Origin of the sequence: Clostridium brassicae, assembly GCF_026738875.1 — a bacterium.
Lineage (GTDB): Bacteria > Bacillota > Clostridia > Clostridiales > Clostridiaceae > Clostridium_H > Clostridium_H brassicae.
In genome coordinates this window covers 157551-177886 of sequence record NZ_JAPQFJ010000001.1, presented here as the reverse complement: position 1 = coordinate 177886, position 20336 = coordinate 157551, and the positions used below count along the sequence as shown (strand labels likewise).

15 protein-coding genes are annotated in these 20336 nt (G+C 31.1%); 2 read left to right on the top strand and 13 right to left on the bottom strand.

Features of this window, described 5'->3' with window-relative positions:
• Nucleotides 1-210: 210 nt before the first annotated feature.
• The 8 genes from OW729_RS00840 to OW729_RS00805 form a co-directional block, all read right to left on the bottom strand.
• Complete coding sequence (locus OW729_RS00840; RefSeq protein ID WP_268059500.1) at nt 211-1236, bottom strand: Gfo/Idh/MocA family oxidoreductase; 1026 nt, start codon at nt 1234-1236, stop codon at nt 211-213.
• A gap of 75 nt (nt 1237-1311) precedes the next feature.
• Nucleotides 1312-2208, bottom strand: a complete 897-nt coding sequence (gene iolE / locus OW729_RS00835; RefSeq protein ID WP_268059499.1) for a myo-inosose-2 dehydratase — start codon at nt 2206-2208, stop codon at nt 1312-1314.
• Between the two features lie 122 nt (nt 2209-2330).
• The gene (iolG, locus tag OW729_RS00830; RefSeq protein ID WP_268059498.1) at nt 2331-3344 is read right to left on the bottom strand and encodes an inositol 2-dehydrogenase; all 1014 of its coding nucleotides are present in this window, start codon (nt 3342-3344) and stop codon (nt 2331-2333) included.
• 99 nt (nt 3345-3443) lie between these two features.
• The gene (gene iolD / locus OW729_RS00825; RefSeq protein WP_268059497.1) at nt 3444-5378 is read right to left on the bottom strand and encodes a 3D-(3,5/4)-trihydroxycyclohexane-1,2-dione acylhydrolase (decyclizing); all 1935 of its coding nucleotides are present in this window, start codon (nt 5376-5378) and stop codon (nt 3444-3446) included.
• Nucleotides 5379-5397: 19 nt separating this feature from the next.
• Entirely contained in the window at nt 5398-6186 is a 789-nt protein-coding gene (locus OW729_RS00820) for a 5-deoxy-glucuronate isomerase (protein WP_268059496.1), read from the bottom strand.
• A 32-nt stretch (nt 6187-6218) separates the two neighbouring features.
• Nucleotides 6219-7235: a 5-dehydro-2-deoxygluconokinase gene (gene iolC / locus OW729_RS00815; RefSeq protein ID WP_268059495.1), complete on the bottom strand. Its 1017-nt coding sequence runs from the start codon at nt 7233-7235 to the stop codon at nt 6219-6221.
• A 21-nt stretch (nt 7236-7256) separates the two neighbouring features.
• Nucleotides 7257-8102 (bottom strand): class II fructose-bisphosphate aldolase, encoded by an 846-nt coding sequence (locus OW729_RS00810; protein ID WP_268059494.1) that lies wholly within the window; start codon nt 8100-8102, stop codon nt 7257-7259.
• Nucleotides 8103-8146: 44 nt separating this feature from the next.
• Nucleotides 8147-9301 (bottom strand): iron-containing alcohol dehydrogenase, encoded by a 1155-nt coding sequence (locus OW729_RS00805; protein WP_268059493.1) that lies wholly within the window; start codon nt 9299-9301, stop codon nt 8147-8149.
• A 338-nt stretch (nt 9302-9639) separates the two neighbouring features.
• Between OW729_RS00805 and OW729_RS00800 the strand changes: the two genes are divergently transcribed.
• A complete protein-coding gene (locus tag OW729_RS00800) occupies nt 9640-10431 on the top strand; it encodes a DeoR/GlpR family DNA-binding transcription regulator (protein ID WP_268059492.1) in 792 nt (263 codons plus the stop codon).
• Nucleotides 10432-10561: 130 nt separating this feature from the next.
• Complete coding sequence (locus tag OW729_RS00795; protein WP_268059491.1) at nt 10562-11518, top strand: 2-hydroxyacid dehydrogenase; 957 nt, start codon at nt 10562-10564, stop codon at nt 11516-11518.
• A gap of 322 nt (nt 11519-11840) precedes the next feature.
• Here OW729_RS00795 and OW729_RS00790 read toward each other — a convergent pair whose 3' ends face one another.
• From OW729_RS00790 to OW729_RS00770, 5 genes are all read right to left on the bottom strand, one after another.
• Complete coding sequence (locus OW729_RS00790) at nt 11841-14195, bottom strand: hypothetical protein (protein WP_268059490.1); 2355 nt, start codon at nt 14193-14195, stop codon at nt 11841-11843.
• 8 nt (nt 14196-14203) lie between these two features.
• A complete protein-coding gene (locus OW729_RS00785; protein ID WP_268059489.1) occupies nt 14204-15937 on the bottom strand; it encodes an Ig-like domain-containing protein in 1734 nt (577 codons plus the stop codon).
• Between the two features lie 785 nt (nt 15938-16722).
• Entirely contained in the window at nt 16723-18501 is a 1779-nt protein-coding gene (locus OW729_RS00780; protein WP_268059488.1) for an aminopeptidase P family protein, read from the bottom strand.
• Nucleotides 18502-18825: 324 nt separating this feature from the next.
• Nucleotides 18826-19308, bottom strand: a complete 483-nt coding sequence (locus OW729_RS00775) for a QueT transporter family protein (RefSeq protein WP_268059487.1) — start codon at nt 19306-19308, stop codon at nt 18826-18828.
• A complete protein-coding gene (locus OW729_RS00770) occupies nt 19309-20004 on the bottom strand; it encodes a radical SAM protein (RefSeq protein ID WP_268059684.1) in 696 nt (231 codons plus the stop codon).
• Nucleotides 20005-20336 lie beyond the last annotated feature (332 nt).

The following is a 20336-nucleotide window of genomic DNA, read 5'->3' as shown; positions in this document are numbered from 1 at the left end:
ATATAGTCTATTTTTGATAACATTTTCATTTAATTTTATAAAAAAATCTTTTTCTTGAAAACATTTTCATTTACAGCATACAAGCATTGTGATAAAATTAATAAAAATAACAATTTTCTGATTTATTAGCTGTATTTATTTTTACATGGCACACTAATACTTAATATTATAATGTCGCAATTATAATGTATTAGTATGCCATATTTTTTACTATTTTACAGTTACTAATTCACCAGTTTCAAAAGATTCTTTGCAAGCATATCCAAGAGCAGTAGATAGTACACCATCTTCTACTGTAACTGATGGTTGTCTGTTTTCAACTATACAGTTTATAAATTCTTGTGTTTCTGCTAAATAAGCTTGTTCAAATCTTTCTAGGAATCCTTGTGAACATTCTCTTCTTGCTCCAGTTTCATCAAATACTGTAACCATATTCTTTTCTGGAACTGTTGCTACTCTTAATGTTCCTTTTGTACATATGATTTCAGTTTCAACATGATATCCGTGTGCACAGTTTCTTCCTGCAACGAATATTCCCATTGTTCCATTCTTGAATTTAACCATTGCTGATCCTGTTTCAGCATCATTAAGTTCTTTAAACTCTGGATATTGATATGCTCCACCAATTGCCCATACTTTTTCAGCTTCTGAGCCCATGTACCATCTAGCTAAATCAAGATCATGTATTGCCATATCTAAGAATAATCCACCACTGTAGCTATTCTTTGCAAATTTCAAAAATCCTTTCATAGCACTTGAAGGGTCTAACCCATAGCATCTTATAAGAACTGGATCACCAATAGCGCCTTCTTCCATCTTCTTTTTAGCATATGCATAAGATGCATCATATCTTCTCATAAATCCAAGCATAAATACTTGCTTGTCCTTATATTTATTAACAACCTCTGCTGCTTTTTTAGCTTCATCTAGATATAATCCTAGTGGTTTTTCACTAAAAACATGAAAACCAGCTTCTAATGCTTTTATAATTTGTTCGCAATGATAACCTGAAGGTGAAGAAATAAATATTGCATCTAGCTCTTTGTTCTCTAGCATTTCATCGTAATTAATGTATCCATATTTTATACCCCATTCTTTTTGAACCTGTTCTACTTCTTCTTTAACTACACTGCATATAGCTAAAAGTTCTGCATTTGGAATTCTGAAAGCAAGATTTTCTGCATGTTGTCTTCCAAGTCTTCCAAGACCAACTATACCAACTTTAATTTTTTTCATTTATGATTCCTCCAAAATGTATGAATATTAATTTTAAAACTATTTAAAGAACCCCCCGAGTAAAAACAAGTCTAATTAAAGACCTGCTTTTTCCCCAATATATTTTCTTGCTTTTATAGCATATTCAAGTGGATTTGCTTTAGCTGGATCTTGTTCAGCTTCAACTAAAAGATATCCTTCATAGTTGTTTTCAGCTAACACTTTGAATACTGGTTCAAAATCGACACATCCATCTCCTGGAACTGTGAATGCTCCAGCTTTAACAGCTTGTAAGAAGCTCATTTTGCTTGCTTTTACTTCTTTAACAACTTCTGCTCTAACGTCTTTTAAATGTACATGTTTAATTCTATTTACATATTTCTTTAATACTGCTAAATGATCTTCTCCTGAGAATACTAAATGTCCAGTATCGAATAATAAATATACTAAATTAGGATCTGTCATTTCCATGAATTTATCTATTTCTTCAGTAGTTTGAACAACTGTTCCCATATGGTGATGATAAACAACTTTCATGCCTTTTTCTTTTGCAAGTTCACCTAATTTATTTAATCCTTCAGCAAGTCTCTTCCAGCCTTCTTCATCTAATACTGGTTTTGCATCAAATATCGGAGTGTCCATTTGACCTTGGATACTTCCTCCTTGTTCTGATACAACAACAACTTTTGCTCCCATTGCATGTAAAAAATCTCTGTGTTCTATGAAAGCATCTACTGTTTCTTGAAGCGGTTTAGTTGTTACAAAAGAACTGAACCAAGCACTGGCTATTTCCATTCCTCTTAATTCTAAAGCTTTTCTTAAAACTTTAGTATCTCTTGGATATTTGTTACCTACTTCTGAACCAGTAAATCCAGCAAGAGCCATTTCACTTATACATTGTTCAAAAGTGTTTTCGCTTCCTAATTCAGGCATGTCGTCATTTGTCCATGCGATTGGTGCTATACCTAATTTAACAGCATCTTTATTAAACATTTAATATCTCTCCTTTTATATTTATAAATTTTGTTTCAAACATAATCTTTCCAAGTAAGGAGATATTCACCTCATATTCCTGGAAAGATTACATTTTAAATCTAAACTATTTACATAAGATATTAGAATTTGAATTCAGCAAGTTTTACTGGTCTTCCTTCTTCTAATGATTTTTTAGCAGCTAATCCTATTAATACTGGTTGTAATCCATCGTTAGCATTTACAGGAACTTCTGTATCGTTTACGATTGCATCAACGAATTGTCTTACTTCTTCAGCAAATGATTGCATGTATCTTTCTAAGAAGAAATATAAAGGTTTTTCTGAAACGATTCCTTCTTCAGTACTTATTACAGCTGTTGAAGCAGCATCATTAGCAGTGGCTACTGATCCTTTTGATCCGAACACTTCAGCTCTTTGATCATATCCATAAGCTGCACGTCTACTGTTATCAATTACTCCTAAAGCTCCATTAGCAAATTTTAAAGTTATGATTGCAGTATCTATATCTCCAGCTTCTCCTATAGCAGGATCAACAAGAACAGTTCCTGCAGCATAAACTTCTTCTACTTCACTTCCTGAAAGATATCTAACCATATCAAAATCATGGATTGTCATATCTAGGAATATTCCTCCTGAAACCTTTACATATTCTGCTGGAGGTGCTTCTGGGTCTCTTGAAGTAACTCTGATTATATGTGGTTCTCCAACTTTTCCAGCTAAAACAGTTTCTTTAATAGCTCTGAAGTTGTGGTCAAATCTTCTATTAAATCCAACTTGGAATTTTTTTCCTGATTTCTCAACTTCATCTAAAACTTTTTTGATTCTTCCAAGATCATGATCAACTGGTTTTTCACAGAAAACATGTTTTCCAGCTTGAAGAGCTTCTATTGATATTTGAGAGTGAGTATCTGTTGAAGAACAAACTAATACTGCTTCGATTTCTTTATCGTTTAGTATTTCTTTGTAATCTTTGTATACTTCTTTAACTCCCATTGATTTAGCCCATTCTGCAGTTGCATCGTTCATGAATGGATCAGCAATAGCTTTAACTTCAGCATTTGGAACATACTTAGTAATACTTTCAGTATGAACTTTTCCTATTCTTCCTGCACCAATAATACCTACTTTTAACATAAGTCAGTACTCCTTTACTATTAAAATATAATTTATGTTTATTCGGTTTCTCTTAAACTTTACGATGAAAGAGAAACCGATGACAACACTTAACTAAAATTAATATCTTCTAGCTCTATTTAGGTTTTCTTCTTTATTTTGGTATGCTGCTTGTATTTTTTCACTATTTGAAACTTCTGCTACTCCAACATGCCACCATGAATCATAGCCATTTGTCATTGTCTTTGGTAATACTTTTATATCTATTAAAGTTGAAACTGTTTGTTTCTTAGCATCTTCTATAGCTGCTCTTAAATCTTCTATTGTTTTTACTGTATAAGTTTTAGCACCATATCCAGCTGCAGACATAGCAAAATCTAAGTGCATTAAAGCTCCATCCATTTTACCTGTTTTTGGATTTCTGTATCTAAATTCTGTTCCAAAGCTTCCCATTCCATTACCCATTTGTAGGTTATTTATACATCCAAACCCAGAGTTATCGAATAAGACTACATTTATTTTCTTTCCTTCTTGAATACTTGTTACTAATTCAGAGTGAAGCATTAAGTAACTTCCATCTCCAAGCATAGTATATACTTCTTTATTAGGTTCAGCCATTTTAGCACCTAATGCAGCTGCTACTTCGTATCCCATACAAGAATAGCCATACTCCATATGATATGTGTTTGGTTTCTTTGGACACCATACTCTTTGAAGGTCTCCTGGTAAACTTCCTGCAGCTCCTACAACTATTGAATCATCATCAATAAGTTTGTTTAATTCTCCAAGTACTCTTGTTTGAGTTAAGCAAGAACCTGTTTCTTTATAGAAGTCAGCTAAAACTTTATCAAGGTGTCCTGCTATTTCAGGAACAAATCCTTCTTCTTTATATTCTATATTAGATAATCTTTCTAATTCAGCTAACCATTTATCTTTAGCTTCCTTAATTTCATTAGTGTATGCTGATTTGTATCCTACTTTTTCTAATTCTGATTGTAATGCTTCTAATCCAACTTTAGCATCTGCTACAACTTTAGTAGCATCTAATTTTCCTGCTTGGAATTCAGATATATTTATTGTTAAGAAATCCACTTCTGGATTGCTGAATAATTCTTTAGATCCTGTTGTAAAGTCAGTAAATCTTGTACCAACTCCAATTACTAAATCTGTGTTTCTTGCTATTATATTTGCAGCTAGGTTACCTGTAACACCAATTCCACCTAAGTTTAATGAGTAATCCCATTCAATTGCACTCTTTCCTGCTTGAGTTTCACCAAATGGTATATTGAATTTTTCAGCAAAATTCTTTAACGCTTCTGCTGCTTCTGAATACCTTACTCCACCACCACAAATTATTATTGGCTTTTTCTTAGTTTTCATTAATTCAACTGCATCATTTATTGCTTCTACAGTTGCAGGTCTTCTTTCTATTCTGTGTACACGTTTTTTGAAGAAGTATTCTGGAAAATCAAAAGCTTCTCCTTGTACATCTTGAGGAAGAGCTATTGTTACAGCACCAGTATTAGCTGTATCAGTTAATACTCTCATAGCGTTTATCATTGCGCTCATAAGTTGCTCTGGTCTGCTAACTCTATCCCAGTATTTACTAACTGCTCTAAAAGCGTCGTTAGTTGATATCGATAAATCATGTATTTGTTCTATTTGTTGTAATACTGGATCAGGTTGTCTTGTTGCAAATACATCTCCTGGTAATAACAAAACTGGTATATTATTCGCAGTAGCTGTTGCTGCTGCTGTTACCATATTTGCAGCTCCTGGTCCAACTGATGAAGTACATGCACAAATTTGTTTTCTATGTTTTTGTTTTGCAAATCCCATTGCAGCTTGCGCCATACCTTGTTCATTACGTCCTTGGTAAACTTCTAATTCACCTGGATCTTGTTCTAAAGCTTGGCCTAAACCAACAACATTACCGTGTCCGAATATAGTAAAAATACCTTTTACAAATCTTTCTTGTTTTCCATCAAACTCAACATATTGTTGGTTAAGAAATTTAACTAAAGCTTGAGCGGTAGTCATTTTAATAGTTTTCACCTTTAATTACCTCCATCTCCTATTTCTCTGGCCAAATTTTAACATCTTTGCCTAATAACCATTTATGTTCTTCTGCATCGATTCTATCTGTCCATGGATTGTTATCTAAGTGTCTTATCATCCAGCAGTAGTACATTGCATATCCTGGAGCAGCTACTTGTGGATGAACTAACCCTCCTGGAATTATAGATGTACTGTTGTCTTCGATTTTATAAACATCATCACCTATTATTGAACATCCAAATCCTTGCGGTTTATTAAACTTGTAGTAATAAACTTCTGGTTGTGGATGATGGTGTGGTATATAACTAGACCATCTTCCTGGGAAGTTAATAACTTCTCCTATTACTAAATTTGAGTAAGGTGCATTTGAATAATCAAATACTGTACGAACTACTCTTCTAGCAGCATCTTTCCATACACCTTCTCCAAATATATCACTTCTGCAATCCTCTGGTGAATATAATTTGCAATCGAATTCCTTTTCATTATCTGTCTTTTGAAGAATCACTTCTGATTCTTTAACAGCAGTAATTTTTATTTCAACATTTTTAGGAACATGTAAACACCAAGGATCTTCATCAAAAACTGAATTTCTTTCAATTTCTTTTTTGTTTCCATCCCATTCTAATACTAGCTTACCAGTTAATAATAAAACAGCACTTTCTTTTTCATTATCAAGACAAACCTCTTCTTGTCCTGCTTTCATTTTGTATACGCCGATATCCATTAGCATATCTTTGTGCTTTCCATTCATTTCTGTTAAAACATTATATCCTTCTTTAAGTTGACCTAATCTATCAATCACCCTTAATTACCTTCTTTCTATTAAACAATCTTTTAAGCTCTAGCTATCATTTCACCATATTCTTCTTTCTTTTGGCGAATAAATTCTTTTACTTGTTCTGCTGAAGGCATATCTTCAGAACAACTGTGACTAGCAACTAACATAGCTGCTGAAGCACTACCAAATTCTAAGGCATCGATTACATCCCAACCTTCCATTAAAGCGTACATGAATGCTGAACCATAAGCATCTCCGCCACCGAAAGATTTTAATAATTTAACTGGGAATGGTTTTATTTTAAATGATTGTCCGTCATCTGTATAGGCTGTTGAACCTTCTTTTCCGTGTTTAATAACAACTATTTTGTTTCCAGCTTTAATCCATCTTGCTGCTGTTTCTTGATCAGTGCTACCTGGGCTTATGATTTGTTCCATTAAGTCAAATTCTTCTCTTGACCCCATTACAATGTCACTCATTCTAGCAGCCATTGCATAATAAACTGCGATTTCTTCTTTTGACTTCCAAGTATAGCTTCTATAGTCTACATCAAAAATTACTACTGTACCATGTTTTTTAGCATACTCTATAGCCACAAAGCAAGCTTCTCTTGAAGGACTTGCTGCTAATGCAACACCTGATACAACAATTGCTTTTGCACTTTTTATATAATCTTCATTTATATCTTCTGGAGATAATTGAAGATCTGCTATACCATTTCTGTACATTAATATGCTACTCTCTGTTGGGCTTAAAATTTCAGTAAATGTTAATCCTAATGACTCACCATTTTTAGCTACAGAAACATTTGAAGTATCTATACCTTCTTTTTCAAAATAGTTAGTTACGAATTTTCCAAATTGATCATCAGAAACCTTTCCAATAAATCCCACTTTTTTCCCTAATCTAGCCATTCCAACTGCTATATTTGCTGGAGAACCTCCAACATATTTTGTAAAAGTTCTACTTTCTTCTAAAGGTCTGTGTATTTCATTTGGATTAAAATCAATAGCAACTCTCCCTATTGGTATTATATCTAATGGTTTAGAGCTATCAAATTTTATATTATTCATTATAAATTGCCTCCTTACAAATTATGCTCTGTTATTACTTCCAAAAATATTCATATGGTTTTTCACATTCTCATATGCGCCTTCAATGACTTTTTGATGATAAGTAAAATAATCTACTGATTCAGAACTCTTGAACAATTCATCTACTCTCTTGACTACATTATTAAATGTAGCTGTAGCAACATTTATTTTCTTTACACCGTTTTTAATACAATTTCTAAATCCGTCCGCATCAATACCTGATCCTCCATGTAAAACTAGAGGTGTCTTTACTTCGTTATCTATTTCTTTTAATCTTCCTAACTGTAAAACCGGTGTTTCTTTATAAACTCCATGAGCATTTCCTATAGCTACTGCTAATGCATCTACATTTGTTTCCTCTGCAAAACGCTTAGCCTCTTCTACGCTAGTAATTAACATACTTATATCTTGTGATCCATCTTCACTTCCGCCAACTCTTCCTATTTCAGCTTCTACAGTTGCACCATATTCCTTAGCTAATTCTATTACTTCTTTTGTTTTTTTGATATTTTCATCTAATGGCAAGTGAGAACCATCAAACATTACTGAAGTAAATCCTAATTCTAAAGCTTGTTTAATAGTTTCAATTGTCATTCCGTGATCTAAGTGAACAGCTACTGGAACTTTTGCCTTTTTAGCAGCTTCAATCATTACTGGGCCAATCAAATGTAATGGAGAATGTTTTAATCTTACCTCTGCAATTTGTAATATTAAAGGTGAATTTAATTCTTCAGCAGCTTTAACAGCTCCCATAATCATTTCCATATTTGCTATACTAAATGCACCAACACCATAATCTGATTTATCTGCCTGTTCTAGTAACTCTTTCATTTTAACTAGTGACATTATAGTTTGCTCCTCCCTAACTATATCAACTCAAGACTAGGAAACTAGTTCCATAGTCTTGTGTAAATATCTATGACATCTTGCTTTGAAGGTTGTTTTATTGTATTTGCAGGACTTCCACTTGCTAATGCATCTTCTGCCATCTTGTCCATATTTGTAAAGAATTCTCCACGTTCTATTCCGAAATCTTCTAAAGTAGGAATATTTATATCATCACATAATTTTTTAACTTCTAATACTAACGCTTTTGCAGCATCCATATCAGATATACCTTCTTTATAAGCTCCTATTACTTTTGCAATTTGTGCAAAACGTTCAGGTGCCCCTTCTACTGCAAATTCTAAACATTCTCCTATTAACATAGCATTTGCAATTCCGTGTGGTACGTGGAACAATGCTCCTATTGGCCTACTCATTCCATGGATAATTGTAACTGAAGCATTGTTGAAAGCTATTCCTGCTTCTAATGCTCCAAGAGCCATCTCATTTCTTGCTTCAAAATTCTTTCCATCATTATATGCAGTTCTTAAATTTGCAAAAATACGTTTTATAGCTGACAAAGCAAATGTATCAGATAATGGTTGAGCAAGTCTTGAAGTATATGATTCAATAGCATGAGTTAAAGCGTCTATACCAGTTGCAGCAGTAACATTAGTTGGTGATGTCATTGTCATTTCTGCATCAACTAAAGCTAAAGTTGGAACTACATTTGGTCCTTTTAATAACATTTTAACGTTATTTTTTGTATCTGCTATTATTGTAAATTGTGTAGCTTCTGAACCTGTACCAGCTGTAGTTGGTATAGCTACAAGTGGTGGCATAGGATTTGGAATGACTTTTCCCATATAATCAGTTATTTTTCCTGGGTTTGTAATCATTGCTCCTATAGCTTTAGCAGCATCTATCGGACTTCCTCCACCTAGTGCTACTAAAAAATCACAACCGTTTTCTTTGTATAATTTTATTCCTTCTTCAACTATTACATCAGTAGGTTCTTTGTTAACTCCACTGTAAATTTCATATTGTATTCCATTTTCTTTTAATACTTTTGTAACTTTATCTACATTTCCAATTTGGACCATTATGTTATCGGTTACAATTAAAGCTTTCTCTCCAAATTCTTTAATGTAAACTCCCGCTTCTCCTAAAGCATTTTTTCCTGAGATAATATTCTTAGGAACTATAAATTTGTGTGCCACAAGGCTCCCCCCCATTTCATAAAATTCCAAACTACTACATGTTTTGAGTAACTCTTATGAATTTATTGTCATCTTTTGATTAAATTTTACTCCACTTATTACCGATTGTCAATTATTTTTTTTATTTTTTATATTGTTTTATAATTTTAATATAATTTTTTGGTTATGTTTTGATTAACTTTTGTATATACATCTTGTAATTTGGTATCTTTTTTTATATAATTATAATATATTTATATGTAACTTTAAAAAATTTATATAAATATATTGTGAATAAATATGTGATTTTTTACACTTTAAAATATTTGAAAATGTAACCTAGTAGGGGGGGACAAAAGTTGAAATCAGATAGATTAAGAGAAATGGAGAATTATATATTAAAACATGAAAGTGTTTCAATAAATACTCTATGTTCCATTTTTGATGTTTCAAAAAATACTATAAGGAGAGACCTTGGTGAACTTGAGAAAAAAGGCATAATAAAAAAAGTATATGGCGGAGTTACTTTAAGTGATAGTCAAAAAGACACTGTACCTTTTTCAGAAAGAGAGATTAAAAATAAATCAGTAAAACAACTTCTTTGTGAAACTGCAAGTTCATTAGTAAATGATGGTGATATTATATTTATTGATTCAGGAACAACTACAATGCACATGCTTCCTTTTTTAGCAGACAAAAATAATCTCACCATAATAACTAATAATATTAATGTTTTAATAAACTCTCTCCCGTATCCTAATTTAAATATATTGTCTACAGGAGGATCATTGTTTAGAGAAACAAACTCTCTTATAGGAATAGAAGCTGTAAACTTTCTACAAAACTATAATATTTCCAAAGCTTTTATGGCATCAACAGGAGTTTCCATTTCAAAAGGTGTTACCAATTCCTCTTGTATTGAGTATCAAATCAAGAAAAAGGTAGTAAATAAAAGTGATAACATAATAGTTTTAGCTGACGAATCAAAACTGGGTGTAGCATCTTTAATGACCTACTGTGAATTACAGGATATAGATGTGTTTATTACAGATAAAACACCCCCTAAACCTTTTCAAAATTTCTTTCAGCAAAATAATGTTAACGTAATTGTTCCAACTATATATAAAGAAAAAGAGGCCGTAAATATTTAATTATATTTGCAGTCTCTTTTTCTTTTATTAATTTATGCTATCATTATAATATGAAGTATTTTAGATTATCAAATAAAAATTAATCAAAACAAGTTATCCAATAATTTAATATGAAAAGGAGTGTGTTTATATGCGTATTGTTATGTTAGAACCACTAGGAATAAGCCAAAATGATGTACAAACTTTATCTAAATCACTCACATCTAAAGGACATGAATTTGTACCATGTTACAAAAAAATAGAAACTAATGAAGGTTTATTAGCTCAAGCTAGTGGAGCAGATATATTTATCATTGCAAATTCTCCATTAAATAGAGATATAATAGAGTCTGCTCCTAACTTAAAAATGATATCTGTTGCTTTTACAGGTATAGACCATGTAGATATAGCTACTTGCAAAGAAAAAGGTATTACTATTTGTAATGCAGCCGGATACTCTACTAATTCTGTTGCAGAATTAACCTTTGGTCTTATCCTATCAACCTTTAGAAACATAATCCCATGTGATATAGCTACAAGAGAATCCAAAACTAAAGCAGGTTTAGTTGGTAATGAGCTTTATGGTAAAACTCTAGGGATTATAGGTACAGGCTCTATTGGAAAAAGAGTTGCTGAAATAGGTAAGGCTTTTGGGTGCAAACTATTAGGCTATAGCAGGACTCAAAGAGAAGATGCTAAAAACATAGGCATTACATATGTTACTTTGGAAAACCTTTTAAAAGAAAGCGATATAGTATCTTTACATGTTCCTCTTACAGATGAAACAAAACTACTTATAAATAAAAAAAATCTATCTTTAATGAAACCTTCGTCTATTCTAATAAATGCAGCAAGAGGAGGAGTTGTAGATAGTGAAGCCTTAGCTAATGCATTAAACAATGAAAAGATTGCTGGAGCTGGAATAGACGTATTTGAAATGGAACCTCCAATTCCTACAAATCACCCACTTTTAAATGCCAAAAATGTTGTTCTAACACCTCATGCTGCTTTTGCTACAGATGAATCTATGCTTAAAAGAGCAGAAATAACTTTTGGCAACATAACAAAATGGCTTGAAGGTAATCCACAAAACCTTATGAAACTTTAGAAAAATGTTGTGACATAATGAATAACGGCATAGAAATAGATTTTTCTAAATATATGTAGTTATCCATTAAACCTTCAGCACGCAAAGAATTACTAAAGGCGTAGCCTTCTAAAAATCCTACCCTTACTATGCGTCGTCCATGACGCAGTTCGGCTGCAGGAGTCCATTCCTGCAATTACGGGTTTTTAGAATTCTACACCTTAAGTAATTCTAATTGCTACTTCAAAGTTTAATCGGCTAACTACATATATAAGAAAATCTGATTTCTCTGCCTTGATTTTTTCATAATTAAATATCGATAAAATAACTACTCTATCAATACTTAACATCTCTTATTTATTCTTGTTTGCTCTACTACTTTTTGTAATCTATCTCTTATAGTTATATCGGTATAGCTATCATATTCTATAATTGTAATAGTATATCGGTTACCTGTATGGTATATAGTTTTATTACCACTAATCTCAGTTAGTTCTGGTAAAATCTCCCCATATCCTTTTTGCTTATCCGATATAATTTTTCCTGTAGCTTTATCAAATGTTCTTACATCACCATTAACATAATAATTAGTGTAAGTTCCATCATTATTATCTACAGTTTTAATAGGTTTTTGCATAGATAATCTTCCATAGTTAGTTATTTCTTTATTACTTCCAACATCTACACCTATCTTATTAGCTAATCCTGGGGAGTCTTGGAATTCGCTATCTTTAGGATATAATTTATTTCCGTTTTCATCGATTACTGGAATATTGGGATCATCATAATGTATAACTCTAATAAAATTCACCGTCTTATCTGTAAATTTATACCAGACTTCAGTAGGTATCCCTCTCCAAGAATCGAAGTTAATAGTTTTACTACGCTTAAAGCCTTTTAAAGTTTGTGTATCACTATTCGATAAGAATTTAATAGGGACTTCTAAGTCTAAATCATCTTTATAAGTATCAATTAATTGTTCCCAATATTCTTTGATAATAGAAGTTTTAAACTTACAAAATCTTTTATTTGTAGCTTCATCTTCTATATCATAATGAAATTCATAAATAGTATCCTCATTAGGTATACCACTATATGTTATATTTCTATGCTCTTTTGTTTGATTATCCAAAGTACCATCCACACCATATTCAGTAGGAGCTGTTACAGTTAAACAATTATCTGGCTCTAGATTATCATCAATATCTATTCCAAAAGTTAAAGAATCAATTGCTCGGTCATGAGCTATTTTGTCTATTTCTATTGTTGGCATAGTCCAGTCAATATCATAATCTCCCGATTTACCAACAGGATTAGGCGGTGGTCCTGGTATATCTGTATCATAAATACTTCCTGGCATTGAAGGTACACTATACTTAGCTTTTTTCCAAAATCCTTTTGCAGATAAACCAAGATTTTCACCTTCGTGAGTTATATCAACTTCACTTTTTTTGCCAGTAAATGTTTTACTAGCATCCCCATTAACTTCAATCCTGTCCAAATCATACACTACATCAAAATGTTTTGTATAATAATCATAATGACAACTTTTATGACCTTCTGAATTTGTATGGCATACTTTCTTTTTACTTTTTACAGTACCTTTATAAACTATTTTGGTATCTCCTTTATATTCCACTTTAACATTATATGCTCCAATACCTTCTGAAGTTTTACCTCTATTACTCCAAGTAGTTGAATTAGGTTTAAATACTATAGGTCCAACTTTACCACCTGGATGTGTGTTTTCATCCTCTTCGTCACCTGTAACTACCTTATAATCAGCTTCCAATTTTGGATTTCTAGTTATCGGAGGTGAATAATAATTGAATGTTTGTTGCCCATATTCCCCAGAGCAATAGTAATCTTTCATAGTGGGATGCCAGTTATCAGAATTTAACCAGGCTTTTGGATATCTTACGCCTGGAATCATACACACATTTCTAGGTCCTCTTAAATTATCTTTATAAACTCCAAACTCAAGTCCAGGATCTTTACCTATACGTCTTTCTGGGTAAGCTGTTCTTACAACCATAAGAGATTTTAAACTACTTTCAGTAACCTCAATACCAGTAATGGCTAATAGTTGTTTTTTAAATTCCTCTTCATCTACAATAAATTGAATACTATCTGTGAAAGATTTACCTGTTTTCATTACATACCCAACAGCGTCATCAGATAAGAATGTCTTATTAAAGAAATCAGAACCATCCCTTATTGCAGGATTACTGGCTACACTAAAATCACCATAAATCAAAGAACGTATGCCCAAACTATTTGGTTCGTATAAAGTACTATAACCAATTTGATAACCTTTTGTCCAATTTTCACCACTAGGCGTTCCTGGTGGTTGCTTTATAGGGCTTTTTGTTTCATCCCAAGTATTTGTTTGTTTACCTATAAAATGACCTTCTGTTGGACTATCTTCTATCCACTTTACATAATATTTCATATTTAAATCTCTATTGTAGGATAAACTTATCTCTGGTAATGTAATAGGTTTTCCTGATCTAATAGGACTTATTCTTTCTAATTTTCTTCCTTGTGAATCACTCTCTATAATTTGAGGTAAATCAGTTTCACTTTCACCAACTACAGTAATTATTTCACCTTCAGCTTTAACTTGAGTAGGCATAATTAGAGTGCTTATAAATAAAAAACTTAAAACTAGACTATTTATTTTTTTCAGTTTTAACATATACTCACCTACTCCGTTATCACAAAGACACCGGTCATACCATTAATATCTGCTTTATGTCTTGAACCTTCATATATACTTCCCACACCAATATATTTTAGATTAGGATCTAAAAAGTCTCTCTCTATATTAGCTTTTTTAGAGTATTTTATAAACTGCTCTCCTCTACCATGTGGTTGATAGTTTGTCTCATCTTTCCATTCTTTTAAAAATCCCTTAGCACTTATAATATAATTACTTACATCACTGAATGCTCTAACTTTATTTGGGTAATTAAATAGTTTATTGGTATTATCTTCTATAGGATATATAGCATCATGTCCCTTTGTGTCCTCATCGTTCATAAGTCTATCGGTATCTAAATCACCATAGTCATAAGGAAAAGGTACACATCCTCTACACCAATTAAGTTGTCCTCCTCTTACACTAAACTCTAAAGTATTCGATATTAAACTATTGTGACTATAACCTAAATGGCTTCTTTTTGCTGAGAATTTAGCCATAGCTACTAAGTCATTTTTTACTGTCAAAGGTTTAGCACCTTTAGATATTCTCAACTTATTTATCTCTTCTACCATTTCCTTTTCTAAATCTGGTCTCCAGATATATTTAGATAAAGTTTCACTCTTCCCTTCCATTATGGTAAATGCATAACCATCTGTAGTATCGTATGGTTTAAGATATAAATTAGGTATTTCTTTTGGTAAATCTGATCTATCTTTTTTATTTGAAGTGTATAGTTGGATATTTTTAGAATCCCCTAGATTTCTTCTGCTGAGTCCTTTGAAACTTACTGTTGTATTAGGTAACTTTTCATATAGATAAGGATCTGTCAGATTGGAATAAATCGGATTATTGAAATATTTATTTTCTAACCTTGTACCTCTTTCCATTCTTTCTTTGTAGACATCAATAGAATTATTAACACATCCATATTTTGTTTCTTTTCCTAAATTCCACATACCCATATAATCATACTCTACACTGTCATCATAGTAACCACCGCTAATATCTTTCAGTATAGATAGCATTTCTGATTTACTAAATTCTTTACCAGGATTAGTTGTTCCCGCATCTGCTTTAATACTGAATACAAATACTACATCTTTTTTTAAGCCTTTATGACTTGTTAGATTTGTTGTTATATTTGTATTCATTATTAATGCATAAGTTTCACCTGCTTTCCACTCTGATGCAGGTTTTATATCCCATACCTTTAAATTACCACTATGCGGTTCCATTTTAATTTCTTGTACTTTACCTTCACTATCTACAACTTTTAAATTATTTGTATTCATAGTTGTTCTATCTACTTCATGGTTAAATGTGATCTTCCACACTTTATTTTGTGGTAAGTCCTCTTTAGTTCCAAAAGTTTTATAATTGTTAGAATATTTAGTTAAAATACTTGACATATCTTTTGCCACTGTTTTAGCTCCTAATCTTCTTTTACCTTCACTATACTCTTTAACCACATTATCGTAAGTGATGTATTTTCCATCCTTATCCTTTACTCCTAAATACTCAGATTGTGAGACATTTTCTGCAAATTGTTTATACAATTTAGTACGTTGCCTTTCATCTTTTGTCTTTGTTAGGGACTTTTGTAATTCCTCAGTTTTATAACTATGCGTTTGCCCATCTTTAGTTTTTAAATCATAGGCATTAACAATCTCCACATTTGAGATTGTCGTATTTAACAATAGAAATGTTATAAGTAATTCTATCTTTCTTTTTGACATATTTTCTCCCCCTGTTGATCATTATTTTTTATCTGTAAAACCTTAGGCTTATTGCGTCTTTGTTTATACATTATTTATACCTATTTAAAAATAACAAAGTTAGTACAAAAGCTGTTCCCTTTCAATTAACCTTCTACCATAACTTCAATTATCACAATCAAAGTTCTACAATTATATTTATCGCTAATTATGTTTATCCCTTTACAATTCTTATTTATTTAACCAGTTATTACCGCTCTAGTATTATACCATAAGCTTATATATTATGCATAAAAAATCACTATGTTTAGTTTTTGCCTTTTTACCTCATTTTTTAAGCAAAACCTACCTAAATTAACTACAAAAAATCAAAACAAAAAAAGAACTATAATGGAATTAAATTCCCATCATAGCCCTATTTATTTTATCAATTGTTCACTGTCTATTAAATTTAAAGTCACTAATCGCTTTTAATCCTTTAGTCTTCCTATCTCTCCCCAATATATATTTTAAACTATATTATTGATAATAAATCAAGGCATAGGAATAAGTTTTTCTTATATACGTAGTTAGCACATTAAACTTTGAAGTAGCAATTAGAAGTACTTAAGGTGTAGAATTCTAAAAGTGCGTAATTGTCAGAATGGACTCTGACAGCCGAGCTGGGGAATGGACTCCCCATAGCGAGGGTAGAACTTTTAGAAGGCTACGCCTTTAGTACTTCTTTGCGTACTGAAGGTTTAATAGATAACTACATATATCTAGAAAAACTATTTCTTTGCCGTTATTCATTACTTCATATTTTATTATATAGTTCTTGTTTCTTTCTTAAGCCATTCTCTTTCTTCTTCATTTAAATAAGATGAAAGAGTTTCATATACTTTTTTATGATAGTTATTTAACCATAATTTTTCTTTTTCTGTAAGCATATTTATGTCTATTCCATCTAAATCTATTGGACAATAAGTAACAGGCTCAAATCTCATAAATTGACCAAATTCTGTTTCCTCGTCTTTAACAACTAACAATTCATTTTCTGTTCTTATACCATGCTTACCTTCTTTGTAAATTCCAGGTTCATTAGTAATAATCATTCCTGCCTTTAATACTGCATTATTTAAATCTTGACTAAATCTTTGAGGACCTTCGTGAACATTAAGAAGGAAACCTACTCCATGTCCTGTACCACATTTATAGTCAATACCTTCTTCCCATATTGGCTGTCTAGCTATTACATCAAGATTACTACCAGTAGCCCCATATAGGAATTTCAAATTACTTAAAGCCATATGACTTTTTAATACTAATGTAAAGTCATGTCTTTCTTCTTCAGTTAAAGTTCCTAAAATAATTGTTCTTGTAATATCTGTTGTTCCATCTAAATATTGTCCACCTGAATCTACTAATAACATACCCTCTCTTTTTAAAGAATAGTCTGTATCTTCAGTTGCTTTATAATGCATCATAGGTGCATGGTCTTTATATGCCGCTATAGTATCAAAACTAGTTTCTATAAAATGTTCTTGCTCTCTCCTAAATCCTTCTAACTTGTCGGAAGCAGAAATTTCTGTAATATCAACATTTCCTACATTTTCATCCAACCAACGAAGGAATTTTACCATAGCCACACCATCTTTTATATGACATCTTTTTAAATTTTTAATTTCAACTTCATTTTTAACTGATTTTAGTGTAGTAGTAATATCTCTTTCCTCTACTTTAATACATTTTTTTGGAATAGAATCATAAAGTTTTAAACTTACTTTATTAGGATCTATATAAACAGCATTACTTGAATTTAAGTTATTTAGATATTCCTCTATTTTTAAGTATTCTTTTACTTGAACCCCATTTTCTTTTAGAATTTCTGATACTTCTTTACTTATTTTTTTATTATCTACAAATAATATAGCATCTTTTTCTGATATTAATGCATAAGAAACCACTACTGGATTATTACTTACATCATTTCCTCTTATATTAAATAACCATGCTATATCATCTAAAGAACTTAATAAATAATGTTGTGCTCCTATTCTATCCATATAATTTCTTACTATTTTTAACTTTTCTAAAGTACTTTTCCCACAATATTTCACATCATGGATATAAACTTCACTCATAGGTATCTCTGGTCTGTCTTCCCATATTAAATCTATTAAATCATAATCACCATTAATTTTTATTCCCTTTTTATCAAAATGTTCTTTCATCTCTCTTATTTGAGACCATGAAAATACACTACTATCAACTCCGACACATTCTCCTTGTGAAAGTGAATCTCCAAGCCACTCTGTATATGTAGGAACATTAGGTTGTCTCATTTTAAACAACTTAGTTTCTGTTCCACTAAGTTGTTTATCAGCTTGAATAAAATACCTTCCATCTGCCCATAAACCACTTTCTTTCATGGTAATAACAAAAGTACCTGCTGAACCAGTAAATCCAGATATCCATGCTCTTGATCTCCAATGATCAGCAACATACTCACTTTGATGAGCATCAGAACTAGGTATAATATAAGCATCTAATCCTTTTTTCTTCATCTCTTCTCTTAGTAATCTTAGCTTTTCCTTTACTTCCATCTCGTCCCCTCCAAACAATATATTTAATGGACAATTGTCCATTTTCAATTATTACATAATAGTAAAAACATTCTAAAGTTAATAAACTTATATCAATATCTATACCTACTAACACCGCAAAAATAGAACAATATAAATAATCATTACATTATTCATACCATTTCACCTCTATAATAGTAATTATTCCATATATTACAACAATTTTAATTATAGTACAGTGATTTGTTTATGTATATGATTTTCTATTAATTATAAATAACTTAATCATAAATGTAATATAATTTTATTTTCAATGACAAATAAAAAAGCCCTCAGTAAGGACTTTTAATTTATTCTTAAAGCATTGACTATATTTTTATTTTTTAATATGAGATACTTAAATATAGGATATCCTAATAAAGTTACAACTACAAATTCACCTAAAGCTACTTGTAATGTAGTCAACCAAAACGGAAGCTTAGATATATAGTATAACTCTGCTCCTACAAATACACAGTTTACTGTTGGCCATATAGATGCTATTAATAGATTTTTAGTTTTGCTTATCATATATACACTTATGAATGTAGCAAAGCTTCCAACTACTACATCTACTATCCCTAAAGGACTAAATAGATTTGCAATAGCACATCCTAAAACTAATCCTGGTATATATAAAGGATCTATAAAAGCAAGAAGCACCATAATTTCTGACAATCTAAATTGTACAGCTCCATAGCTTATAGGACTTAAACCTGCTGTCAAAACAGCATATATAGCAGCTACAAGTGCCATTTTTATTAAAATACTAGTTTTTATATTTTTCATTTAAATTTCTCCCCCAACCCCAAAATCTGTATTATTCCAGAGAATTTCTATATTTTCATTTTTATCTAAATAAGAATACTCCTCTTTAAACCAATTTATTAATTCCTCATCTCTTTTAAAATGAGTGGTGTTTTCTATATAGATGTTTATACATCCTCTCTCAAAATATTTTTGCAAATATTCCATATCTTTTTTTATCATTTCTTTTGTTTGTCCTTTTATTCCTACCATAAGACATATTGACTTAAAATATTTTGCCACCTCTTCTGGCGAAGAAAATTTAGCACCTTTCTTAAGAACTTCATTCCTAAAATAATCATCAAAAGTTTCTATCCCACATTTAAACACTATAGGTATATTAAAAAATTCTCTCATCTCTTGAAGCCTATTTTTATATATCCAATGACTTTCAAAAAAAAGCTTCTTTATTTTTTTATCCTCAACTATTTTCTTTATGTAATTTAAAGTCTCTTTAGAAAGTTCAAAACAACTTCCAGAATTTATAATCTCTAATACTCCATATTCGCCTGTAACTTTATCTAAAATTTGTTTATTTATCTTAACCATTTTCTTTTCATCTACATCATTATCTAAAATGTAATCACAAAAAGTACATCTTCCCCATTTACATGGAAAAGCCTTTAACAAAACTATTTCTCTTTCATTTTTTCCTTTAACTTCACTGTATCTTTCAATCTCCATTTACTTCCTCCTAAATTATTAAAATAGCTAGTATATTAATTTTTGTTATACTATAAAACCCTTATGGAACTTGTAAATAACAACCTGCATTTAATAAAAATCCTCTTTATAATCCCTAAAATTTAAAAGCTGCCTTAAAATTCTAAGGCAGCTTTTAATAAAAGCACGATAAATAATAACTACACTAAAAACAGCATAGCCATATAAATATACATACTTTAATTATATCAATTTGCACCTTAGTTTTATTTATAGACAGGAGGCTTTCGAACTGTCTTTAGATTATTTAAATTAACGGATTAATTATATCATTAATTTTTACTATT

Bases quoted from the DNA above. Each gene is read 5' to 3' on its own strand.
- OW729_RS00840 (WP_268059500.1), bottom strand. From the start codon at position 1,236: ATGAAAAAAATTAAAGTTGGTATAGTTGGTCTTGGAAGACTTGGAAGA.
- iolE (WP_268059499.1), bottom strand. From the start codon at position 2,208: ATGTTTAATAAAGATGCTGTTAAATTAGGTATAGCACCAATCGCATGG.
- iolG (WP_268059498.1), bottom strand. From the start codon at position 3,344: ATGTTAAAAGTAGGTATTATTGGTGCAGGAAGAATAGGAAAAGTTCAT.
- iolC (WP_268059495.1), bottom strand. From the start codon at position 7,235: ATGAATAATATAAAATTTGATAGCTCTAAACCATTAGATATAATACCA.
- OW729_RS00810 (WP_268059494.1), bottom strand. From the start codon at position 8,102: ATGTCACTAGTTAAAATGAAAGAGTTACTAGAACAGGCAGATAAATCA.
- OW729_RS00795 (WP_268059491.1), top strand. From the start codon at position 10,562: ATGCGTATTGTTATGTTAGAACCACTAGGAATAAGCCAAAATGATGTA.
- OW729_RS00790 (WP_268059490.1), bottom strand. From the start codon at position 14,195: ATGTTAAAACTGAAAAAAATAAATAGTCTAGTTTTAAGTTTTTTATTT.
- OW729_RS00785 (WP_268059489.1), bottom strand. From the start codon at position 15,937: ATGTCAAAAAGAAAGATAGAATTACTTATAACATTTCTATTGTTAAAT.
- OW729_RS00780 (WP_268059488.1), bottom strand. From the start codon at position 18,501: ATGGAAGTAAAGGAAAAGCTAAGATTACTAAGAGAAGAGATGAAGAAA.
- OW729_RS00775 (WP_268059487.1), bottom strand. From the start codon at position 19,308: ATGAAAAATATAAAAACTAGTATTTTAATAAAAATGGCACTTGTAGCT.